This window comes from Actinocrinis puniceicyclus, assembly GCF_018283645.1.
Taxonomy (GTDB): Bacteria; Actinomycetota; Actinomycetes; order Streptomycetales; family Catenulisporaceae; genus Actinocrinis; species Actinocrinis puniceicyclus.
The window spans coordinates 1-9988 of record NZ_JAGSXH010000161.1 but is presented as its reverse complement, the minus strand read 5'-3'; the positions used below and the strand labels follow the sequence as shown (position 1 = coordinate 9988).

The following is a 9988-nucleotide window of genomic DNA, read 5'->3' as shown; positions in this document are numbered from 1 at the left end:
GTCAAGAGACCGTCCACGGACGGTGTCGGCTGATCGGCGGCGGTCACAACCAGGCAACCTACCGCATCAGACCCCGACGATCAGACCACGACGACACCGCAGGTCAAGCCACCCCGTAGTTGGTTACCTGCTTCCATGGCTTGCGGTATTCGAGGTCCCATTATCAACGAGCCAATCCCAAGCGGCCCCGAGAGCGGCGTCCGCCCTGTTTCCGATGACCCCTGCGGCCGCGGCAGACAGAGTCCATAGCACGATGGCCTTCGGCGATGCGTGTTTGGGTGGAATCGAGCCACTGTCGGCCAGTACAACTGCGGTGAGTGCCGGTCCGCCCCGGTGGGGATCGTTGAGATCCTCGAATAGGTTCAGCAGGCCGCTGGCGAACTGAACGGTAGCCACAGCTCTCTCGAAGGTCTGGACGCTCATTCCGGAGCCAGTAGTCCGAGAAAGGCGTGCGTGAGTCACAAGAGTTGCCAGTTGCGAAGAAGAAATTTCTTGCAGGTCCTCGAACCAACTGCCAGGCAATTTCGGTGCGATTATGACTGGCCAGAGAGCATATGTTACCAACTCCACCATAATCTGCTCGGGAAGCATTTCAATAGAAGCGTCCGAGCCATCGAAACCATAGGTGACGACGCCGCTCGCAATTAGCTCCCGAATTCGGTCTTTACCCGATCCCTGCGGGTCCCCTTGGTACGTTTGGCGGAGTGCTTCGAGCCTCTTACGCAACTTCTTTTGTTCGCGCTTACCCAGTGACAGCTTCTCTTCGACGAGGTAACGCTCGTAATTAATGATCAACCGAACTATCCAAAGCCGAAGGTCCGCCAGATTAGGCGGCTCTCTCGACACACCCCGTTCCACGATGACCCCCCCACCAGCGGCACAAATCTCAACCGATGGTACTGGCATGGAGGCCGCTCGCGGGCGCGAATTACAAGATCTTTAACAGTTAGCATTCAGTTCTGACTTGATCTTGATGGTCGTGGCCTGTCATGGAGGAGTATGCAGCGCCTTGGGGGGCACGATGATCTCGGAGCCGATCGAGGGCTGTGCGCAAGAGATACTCTGATTCAACCCGACATTCGAAGGATCGCGCGACCGGATCTCCGCACCGCGGCTCATCTGGAGCCTGGCCTCGTACGTCCAGAGCAAGCTCGAATCTGCTTGATCCCAGACGCGGGCGGCGGTGCGCCGATCCGGGAATCCCGGGCGAGCCTGGTGGAGAATCGAAGGGCGCCTTCGGTTCGCCGGTAGCTCCAATACCGACGGCCCGAAGGCGCCCCATCACGATGCCCGATGCCCTATACAGGGTCCCGGTTACGCGGCGGCTGGCTGCGCTTCAGCTACCGCCGGAGGGTCCATCGCGCGGTACCGCTTCGGCGCGTCGCACGTGCGCAGCACCTTGCCCAGGCCGCTGAGCTTTTCCAGCGCGTTGGCGATCGCCCCCGACGATGCGCCGTCCAGCTTGCGCGAGAGCGCGGTCGGCCCGAACTCGGCCGGGTACTCCGCGACCAACACGCCGAGCACCTCCATCTCCAACTGGCCACGCTCGCGCTTCGGCCTTCCCGATACGGCGCACAGTTGCGCCGCGCTCGGCATGGACGGTTCCGTGTCCACCGACGTCGCGGATTCAGCGGTCATGGGCGTGCACGCGACGCCGATACCCTCGCGCACGCCGCCCGCCAGGACCCACAGGTCGGGCGTGCCGGACTTGGCGTCGCCCGGGATGCGCAGCACCGCACCGGCCTTCTCCAGCGCGTTGAGCGTTGTCGACGCCGTGGCGCGCGCAACCCCGGCAGCAACCGTGATCGCGGTCGCGGTCATTTCCGCGTCAGCGCTGACCAGCACGCCCCAGACCTTCCGCGCTGCCTGCCCGCCCGGCACCCCAGCCGGGAACGGCACCGCTCGCCCCACAACGGCACGTGCGGCCGCATCCGCGACAGCCGCCGCCGGGGACGTCGTAGCGTCGCTTGCGGGCGCGTCCGGGCCCGCGTCGGGCTTTCCGCGCGTCTTGCGCATCGTCTTGCCCTTATCAGCCATGTCAATCACATCCATTCCATATCGAACGATCCCGGGCCGTCCGGGACCGCCGTCGTCTATGGACGCTCGATCACCAGCGATGCGCAATACAATATTGAGATATCACCGTGCAGATTCACCCGATCGCGCAAACAACGCAACCCGCGCCGGGCGACGGCAGGGCTGCCGTGTGCGCCGACGGATACCCCAGCCCGGCCGAATCGCGGCGTGAGCCGTGTCAGCGTCGCGCGATGATCGCAGTGAGTGTCCCGAGCAATAGAAAGGGCGCCAGTGGGAGGCGCGCGCCGCGGCGACCCGAAAGCGCCTTGCCGCCAGCCACGATCGCTGCGCCGGCGAACGTGAGCAACAGCCCCGCCAGCAATCGCTCCCATCCGAGGTAGCCAAGAAAGAGTGCTGAGAAGGCGAGGAGCTTTCCGTCGCCCCACCCCATCGACTCTTCGGTGCTGATGATCAGTACCAGGAACGCCGCGTACACGGCGCCGGCAGCCATCCCGGCGCGAACTATCGGCCAGGCTTGGTGGGTATGCAGCGCTTCCGCGCCGAGCAACGCGACCGCCAGGACGAAGCTCGGCTTAACGATCGCGTCGGGAATCCGGTGCTCGACCACGTCTACCGCGGTAAGAGGGACCGCGGCTACCGCCAGCAGCAGGTATGCCGGGTAGAGCCACCCGCGGTCGGCGAAGCGCCAAGTCACAGCTCCAGCTGAGGCCGCTCCCACCGCGATCAGTACGTACGTACGCCATCGCGAGACCGTCACCCGCGACGAGCACAGCAGCGCCCGCGTGCCATAACCGGACGCGAGCCCGGCGGTTGCCGCAACGACGGCGAACCGTGCAACCGAAGCGGCGGACATATCTCGATCATGGACCAGACTCGCCATCAGGGCGACGATGCGTCACCCGACACGCGCCTGATTCAACACGCAATGAAGCCTCTTTATCTGAATGGGTAGCGCTCTTTGTGGCTGGGAGCGACGGTCACCACTGCATGATCCATCCAGCCCTGCGCGGAGGCCCAGCATGACCGCCACCCCAACTGCCACCGACTTCCCGCCCACGCCCGCTGCCATGCCCCATCGCCGCGGTGGGGTACGCCGAGCTTTGCGCCGCGCCTGGCGCGAGTGCCTCGTCCCGATCGACGCCGGGGACACCGCTGCCATCGCCGCGGTGCGCGGCGTCGCGCGCAGCGCGTTGGCCTGGTGGGGCGTGCCGGGCGAGCGCAGCTCGGACGTGCTGCTGGCTCTCTCCGAACTGGCGACCAACGCGCTGGTGCACACCACCGGACCGGTACGAGTTCGGCTGACCTGTCGCAGCCGGACGATCCGCATGGACATCGCCGACGCCAGCCCCGGCGTGCCGCAGCCCATGGCACCCGGCCTCGCTGCCGACGCTCCACATGGATGGGGACTGACCATCGCGGAGACTCTCGCCGACCGTCTGACGGTGACTACGGTCGACACGGGCGCCGGGAAGATTGTTACGGCTGAATTCGACTTCTGATAAACATGGGCGAAGGTGGCGGCCCGGGAATCGAACCCGGGCCGCCGCGTCGGCTCACCGCTGGGCCACGATGATGGGCGGCGCGCTGACAGGCGTGAACGCGATAAGCCGCAGCCCTTGGTGCGGAATCGTCGTACTGATCGACCGAACATGACGCACGCTGCCATCCGGGCCGCGTAAGCGGCGCGTCTGGATCACGGGTTCGGCGTGCAACTCTCCCTCACGCCACCAGCGTGCTGCTTCCGGGATCAGCAGCAGTCGCTCGACCAGATGGTTGAGAGCCGGATCAGTACCCTGGGCAGACAGGTATGCCGTTCGCACCCGACCCACCAGAACCGGGTATTCCTGCTCTACGTCCACGAAACGCTGTTTCGCGGCCTCGCTGAACATCCAGAGGATCGCGTTTCGGCTCTCGACCGGCAGCGATTCCGGGTCTTGGAGCATAAGCGGCTCGTCCCGGCTCCACAGCAGCAGGTTCCAGGCCAGGTCCGTCACCAGGGCCGGCTGGTCGGGCGCGGCGTCGATCCACTGCTGCATCGCCGCCAGGTCCGTTCGGGTCGCGCGCTGCACCGGGCCGTGCCCGCAGGCCAAGTAGTAGAGCACCTCGCGTTCAGCCACACTCATGGCCATCGTCTCGGCGACCTGATCGAGGAAAGCCGGATCCGGGTGGCGCAATCGCCCGCGTTCGAAGTCGCGGTAGTGCCGATCGCCGACGCACAGCAACGCCGCGGCTTCCTCCTGCGTCAGTCCCGGCTTGCGTCGCGCCCCGTCGGTTCGGAGGGCTGTCGACGGACGGCGCTCGCGGCAGCGGCGCAGCAGTTCGCCAAGGTGTCGCGTACGGAACTGCTCCGTACCGGCCGCTGCACGAATCGGATGAATCACCGCGGTGTCCATAGTTCGATCTTGATGGTCCTCGGGCGTCACTCATAGCGCGGCAAGCCTTGCGGCGCACCCGTTCACCCGTTCGTGTGCTGTCACGTCCTTCGCAGAGCCCATATCGTCACTGAAGGTAACCGCACCAAAGACACCCTGTTACAACACCTTGGCGACAGGGCATGCTGATCATCCAATGGGCACGGGCCGGGTCGCACCTGCCCGGGCAGGAACGAGGACTTCATGCGCACGACGCGGGTACACGCGACGGTCGTCGCCGTCACCGTCGCGGGCGCGCTCGCAACCGCCTGCAGTAGCGGCGCGCAGCTCCCAGGCAATGGCAATACTGCCGCGAACTCCCCGAAATCCACACCGGCCGCCGCGACAGCCAGCCCGAGTCCTTCTACTCCCGCGCAGCAGGCGCTCGCCGCCTATGAGGCGATGTGGGTCGATGTTCAGGCGCTCGACCAGACCTCCGACTACCAGAACCCGCGTCTGACCGCGCATTTGGACGGCAAAGCGCTGCTGACCATTTCGGAGAACATGGCAGTCAACAAGGCTCACGGCATCGTCGCGCTGGGCGCTCCGCTCCTGCATCCGAGCGTCATCAGCGCCGGGACCACGGTCGTCACGCTGCGCGATTGCCTGGACGACACTCACTGGCTCGAGTATTACGCGGCGACCCACAAGCCTGTGGACGACGTTCCAGGCGGTCACCGCTACATCGCCGCGACCGTCACCGATGAAAACAACACCTGGAAGGTAACCGCACTCGACACCAAGGGCGAGGGGACATGCTGAGAAGGCGGAGAGCAAGAAACCGGCATTTCGCGCCCCTGGTCGGCGTCGCCGCGTTCGGCGTGGTACTCGCTGTTCCGTCGGTAGCCTTCGCCCAGGGCGGGGGCGGTATCAGTATTTCATGCAACGACGACCCGACAACCTGCGCACTCTCGGCGCGGGCACCCGGCAGCCAGGGCGCCGAACCAGGGGCTGCGTCGTCGCACCGTGGTGCCGCTGCCGGCCACGGCACCTCGCCGGCGAACGCATCGCAGACCTCGGGCCACTACGGCGGATTGCCGCCGATGGTGTGCACCGACGAGCCGTTCTTCCCCGTGCCGGCGGAACTCGCCGCTGCAGGCCTGCACCAGCCTGCCGGTCCCGGCCACTGGGTCCTCGAAACCTGCGTCACGACGATGGGCGCGAACCTGATCCTCCCGGTCCCGATGTGGGTGCCGGCAGGAAAAGCACCACTGCCTGACCCGCGCGCGCTCGCCTCGCAGGCCGTCTCGAAACTCACGATGCCCAGGCCCGAGATCGAATCCTCTCCCGGCGCTGGGGTGCCGCAGACCGTGGAGTTGCCGACCTGGGTGTGGCTACCACAGAAGCAATGGGCACCTCTGTCGGCCACCGCCTCAGTGCCGGGAGAGTTCGTTACAGCCACCGCGACACCGGTGAGCGTGACCTGGTCCTGGGGAGACGGCACCAGCACCGTATGCCACGGTCCTGGCGCTCCTTATGTGAAGGGGGTGAGCGATCCGGGGTCCGCGTCGCCGGACTGCGGCCACACCTACCATCTGACCTCCGCGAACGCACCCAACCAGCAGTTCCCAGTCACCGCGACCCTCACCTGGGCCGTGTCATGGAGCGGCGGAGGGCAGTCGGGCACCTTCCCCGACCTGACCACCACCGCCTCGGCGCATTGGACCGTACGACAGATCGAGTCCTTGATTATCAACCGGTAGAAGCGAAGCGGCTTTGGTGACGGTGAGGCGCCAAGGCCGGACACGGGGCCCGGCTCGGAGATCCGGGAGCACGGGAGAACGGATCGATGAACCCTTATACAAAGGACACCATCCCCAGCGCAGGCGGCTACGTGCCCGCGCCCATGCCTGCGCCGCCACGCACGAAGAAGCGACCTCGCCGTTTCGCGGCGTGGTTTCGTACTGCGGGTCGAGCGCGCTACCTCGTGGCCGCCGCGATCGCCGGAATCGGCGCGCTCACGGTGCCCGTGCTCGTGCACACCTTGGCCTCGCCGCGCCAAGAGGTGCTCAAGGCCGCGAGGGACCTGAGCGCCGGACACGTGATCACCAAGGGCGACCTCGGCTCGGCTCCGGGGGACGGATCGTCAGGCTCGATCGTCCCGGCCAGTCGCGCCGCCGCGCTGATCGGACAGCGGTTGCGCGTGGAAGTGCCGTCCGGGGCGCTGCTGGCGCCCGGCGACCTGGGCTCATACCCGCCAGCCGGGACGACCCTGGTGCCCGTCGCGGTCAAGGCCGGACAGTACGCGCCAAATCTTGAGGCCGGCGACCAAGTCGCGGTCTTCCCGACGGCTGGAGTCAACGGCACCAGCACGCAGCCGGCAGCGCATGCTGCAGCCACGGGCCGCGTCGTTCAGATCCAGGCCCAGTCCGATTCGGCGAACGGCACCGTAGTGGTGCTGTTGGCCACCTCAACGTCTCAGGCACCTGTCATTGCGCAGGCTCCGAGCGTGGTCCTGGTCACGCTGGATGGTGAGGGGGACGCGCCGTGACCGCGATCGGGCTGCTCGCGGCCAAGGGCTCGCCAGGGGTGACGACGCTGGCCGCGGCGATGGTCCTTGCGCGGGGCGGAGTCGGTACTGCGGTGGTCGAGGCTGATCGAGCCGGCGGTGATCTGGCTCTCCTCCACGCGGTGCCTCAGTCCCCGGGCCTGGCGGAGTTGGCGGCGCGCGCCCGCCGCGCGGCCGTGGACGACGACCTGTTGTCCGCGCACCTGCGGCCGCTGGCCGACGGAATGCTGCCGTCCTTGCTGGCGCCGGTGGACGCGGCCGGGGCCGGCGCCGCGCTGGACCTGCTGGCCGACCGCGCACGGCTCCTCGCGCTTCCAGACCCCGCACACACGCTCGTCATCGACCTCGGCCGCGTAGACCCGGCAAGTCCGGCGGCGGGCTGGTTACGGCTGTGCGATCTGCTGGTACTGGTGACCCGGGGCGAGCTCACCGGGCTGGCACATACTCAGGCGCTCGCCCGTTCGCTGCTGGACTCCAGCCGACCCCTCGGCTTCGCACTGATCGACACGGGCCCGTACCCACCGGCGGACGCAGAAGCGGCACTCGACCTGCCGTGTGTCGGAGTGCTGCCATACGCCCCCAAGCATGCAGCCCGACTGCGCGATCCGCGGCACATCGCGGCGGCAGCCTCGTCACAGCTGGTCAGTGCGGCGGGCGCGCTGTTCGACACGGTGATCGCGCGCAGGAACCGGCAGGAGGTACTCGCCCAGAAATGAGCGTCAACGGATTCACCCACTTCATCACACCCGACGGCGCCCGCTTCGAGCCCTGGGACGAGCGACGGCTACGCACGCTGGCCGAGCAAATTAGAGCAGGCATCGCCGAGCACCTGGCTGGACACGCCCGAGATGCTGGAGGCCCGCTGCCCGCTGCCCAGAAGGTGGAACTGACCGAGCTCTACCTCGACGAAGGACTCGACGCCGCGAACGCCGCACAAATCGCAGCCGGCGGCGCGGGCCTGAGCGTGCGCGGTGAGCAGATGATCCGCGCGCGGGTACGCGACGCACTGCTCGGGCTCGGCGGTCTGCAGGCCCTGATGGACGACCCAGGCGTCGAGACGATCAACGCCAACGGCTGCGACGTCGTGTTCGCCATCCGCGCCGACGGGCAGAGCACACCGGAGGCGCCGATCGCCGACAACGATGAGGCGATGGTCGAGCTCGTCCGCGCGCTCGCCCGTTCCGGGGAGGAAGAACGCCGCTTCGACCGCGGCGTCGCCCGGCTGAACGCGATGCTGCCGGACGGATCCCGGCTGTTCGCCGCCATGGGTGTCGCGAAGCGTCCGTGCCTCTCGATTCGCAAGAACCTGCTTCAGGACGTCAGCCTCCGCGACTTGGTCGAGCGTGGCATGCTCGACGAGAAGCTCGCCGCGTTCCTGACCGCACTGGCCGGCGCCAAGTTCAACCTGCTGATCTCGGGCGGCACCTCAGACGGCAAGACCACGCTGCTGCGGGCGCTGCTGGGCGCCCTGCCGCCGGAGACGCGTCTGGTCACCATCGAGGACACCTTCGAACTGAACCTCGACCAATACCCGCACCGGCATCGCGATGTGGTCGCCTACCAGGCGCGCGAGCCGAACACCGAGGGCCAGGGCGAGGTCAGCCAGGCCGAACTCGTGCGGTGGGCGCTGCGCATGTCCCCCGACCGGGTCATCGTCGGCGAGTTGCGCAACGACGAGTTCATCCCCATGTGCAACGCGATGAATCAGGGCCTGGACGGTTCCATGGCCACCGTCCACGCCTCGTCCAGCGAGCAGGTCGTCGAACGGCTGATCAACCTCGGGCTGCAAAGTCCGGAACGCCTCAGCGCTGAGGCCACCGTGCGGCTGCTCGGGTCAGCCGTGGACTTCATCATCCAGCTCGGCCGGCAACGCGACAAGACCCGCGTGGTCACCTCGATTCGCGAGGTCTGCGGTTCGGACGGTGCCAGCCTGATCACCAACGAGACCTGGCGGCCCGGCGACGACCGGCGCGCCGTCCGCGGCGTGCAGCTGCGTCCGCAGACCCTCGAACGCCTCGTCGAGGCCGGATACGACCCCGCCGCATGGGAGTGACCGGTGAACAATCTGCTGCTCGCCCTCTCCGGGGCCCTTGTCGGCACCGGCCTCTACCTCGCCCTCGCCATCCGCTATCCGGCTCGCCCGCACTACCGCGATAGCAAGCCGCCGCACCTCGCTCCGATCCCTCCGAAGCGACTTGCTGCCGTCCTCGGCGCGGCTTTTGCTGTCTTTCTACTCACCGGCTGGCCTGTCGGCGCCCTTCTCGCTGCGGCCGCAGCCTGGTTCCTGCCCGCGCTCCTCGGTCCTGACCGCGGGCACTCGCAGCGCCTTGCCGTGATCGACGCGGTCGCCGCGTTCACCGAGATGCTGCGGGACACGTTGACCGCTTCCGCAGGGCTCAACCAGGCGTTGACGGTCGCCAGCGCCCACGCGCCTGAGGCGATCCGCCCCGCCGCGGATCGGCTCGCCCAACGCATCGAGGAACGCGGCACCACGACCCGGCAGGCACTGCGAGCTTTCGCCGATGAGATCCAGGACTCAACTGCGGACCTGGTCGCCCTGGCACTGGCCTCCGCGAGCGAGCATCCGACCCGCGACCTGGCCGGGTTGCTCTCCTCCCTCGCCGCGACGGCGCGGGAGCAGGCTGCGATGCGTACCCGCATCGCCGTCGCCCGGGCTCGTACGCGCACCGCGGTACGCATCGTCACCGGCACCACCCTCGCCTTGGCCGCCGTGCTGCTGGTGGCCGACCGGCACTACCTCGCGCCTTACGGCTCCGCAGCGGGGCAGTTGGTCCTGGTGATCGTCGGCGCGTTCTTCGGTCTCGGATTCAGCTGGCTGCGCAAGCTCAGCGCCGTCCCCGAGAACTCCCGTCTGTGGGCCACGCAGGAAGAAGGCAAGCCGTGACCATGCTCCTCGCACTGTCCGGCGTCGCTATCGGCGTCGGCCTGTATCTCGCATTGGCCACGGCGCTGCCCGCCCGAGCGTCCCTGACCGACGCACTGGCCGCGCCCCACCGCCAGCCCCGACCAC

At 67.5% G+C, this 9988-nt stretch carries 11 protein-coding genes; 7 read left to right on the top strand and 4 right to left on the bottom strand.

All coding sequences use genetic code 11. The annotated features are described in order from the left end of the window. Positions 1-123: 123 nt before the first annotated feature. The 3 genes from KGA66_RS26130 to KGA66_RS26120 all read right to left on the bottom strand — a co-directional run bounded on the left by KGA66_RS26130 (position 124) and on the right by KGA66_RS26120 (position 2917). Complete coding sequence (locus KGA66_RS26130; RefSeq protein ID WP_211471721.1) at positions 124-795, bottom strand: hypothetical protein; 672 nt, start codon at positions 793-795, stop codon at positions 124-126. Positions 796-1314: 519 nt separating this feature from the next. Continuing rightward, positions 1315-2037 carry a MarR family transcriptional regulator gene (locus KGA66_RS26125; RefSeq protein ID WP_211471719.1) on the bottom strand — a complete coding sequence of 241 codons (723 nt, stop codon included), beginning with the start codon at positions 2035-2037 and terminating at the stop codon, positions 1315-1317. Positions 2038-2254: 217 nt separating this feature from the next. After that, a complete protein-coding gene (locus tag KGA66_RS26120) occupies positions 2255-2917 on the bottom strand; it encodes a prepilin peptidase (protein WP_211471717.1) in 663 nt (220 codons plus the stop codon). A 139-nt stretch (positions 2918-3056) separates the two neighbouring features. Between KGA66_RS26120 and KGA66_RS26115 the strand changes: the two genes are divergently transcribed. Beyond that, entirely contained in the window at positions 3057-3536 is a 480-nt protein-coding gene (locus KGA66_RS26115) for an ATP-binding protein (RefSeq protein WP_211471716.1), read from the top strand. Positions 3537-3590: 54 nt separating this feature from the next. Here KGA66_RS26115 and KGA66_RS26110 read toward each other — a convergent pair whose 3' ends face one another. Next, positions 3591-4430: a helix-turn-helix transcriptional regulator gene (locus KGA66_RS26110; protein ID WP_211471714.1), complete on the bottom strand. Its 840-nt coding sequence runs from the start codon at positions 4428-4430 to the stop codon at positions 3591-3593. Between the two features lie 222 nt (positions 4431-4652). Between KGA66_RS26110 and KGA66_RS26105 the strand changes: the two genes are divergently transcribed. From KGA66_RS26105 to KGA66_RS26080, 6 genes are all read left to right on the top strand, one after another. Continuing rightward, the gene (locus KGA66_RS26105; protein WP_211471712.1) at positions 4653-5210 is read left to right on the top strand and encodes a hypothetical protein; all 558 of its coding nucleotides are present in this window, start codon (positions 4653-4655) and stop codon (positions 5208-5210) included. A 281-nt stretch (positions 5211-5491) separates the two neighbouring features. Then, entirely contained in the window at positions 5492-6151 is a 660-nt protein-coding gene (locus KGA66_RS26100; RefSeq protein ID WP_211471710.1) for a hypothetical protein, read from the top strand. A gap of 86 nt (positions 6152-6237) precedes the next feature. Further along, positions 6238-6939, top strand: a complete 702-nt coding sequence (locus KGA66_RS26095; protein ID WP_211471708.1) for an SAF domain-containing protein — start codon at positions 6238-6240, stop codon at positions 6937-6939. After that, a complete protein-coding gene (locus KGA66_RS26090) occupies positions 6936-7673 on the top strand; it encodes a CpaE/TadZ family protein (protein WP_211471706.1) in 738 nt (245 codons plus the stop codon). Before KGA66_RS26095 ends, KGA66_RS26090 begins: the two co-directional genes overlap by 4 nt. Next, on the top strand, positions 7670-9010 hold the full coding sequence (locus KGA66_RS26085; protein ID WP_211471704.1) for a TadA family conjugal transfer-associated ATPase: 1341 nt from the start codon (positions 7670-7672) through the stop codon (positions 9008-9010). The genes KGA66_RS26090 and KGA66_RS26085 overlap by 4 nt, the downstream gene beginning before the upstream one ends. A 3-nt stretch (positions 9011-9013) precedes the next feature. Beyond that, positions 9014-9862, top strand: coding sequence for a type II secretion system F family protein (locus KGA66_RS26080; protein ID WP_211471702.1), 849 nt, complete (start codon positions 9014-9016; stop codon positions 9860-9862). The last annotated feature ends 126 nt before the right edge of the window (positions 9863-9988 follow it).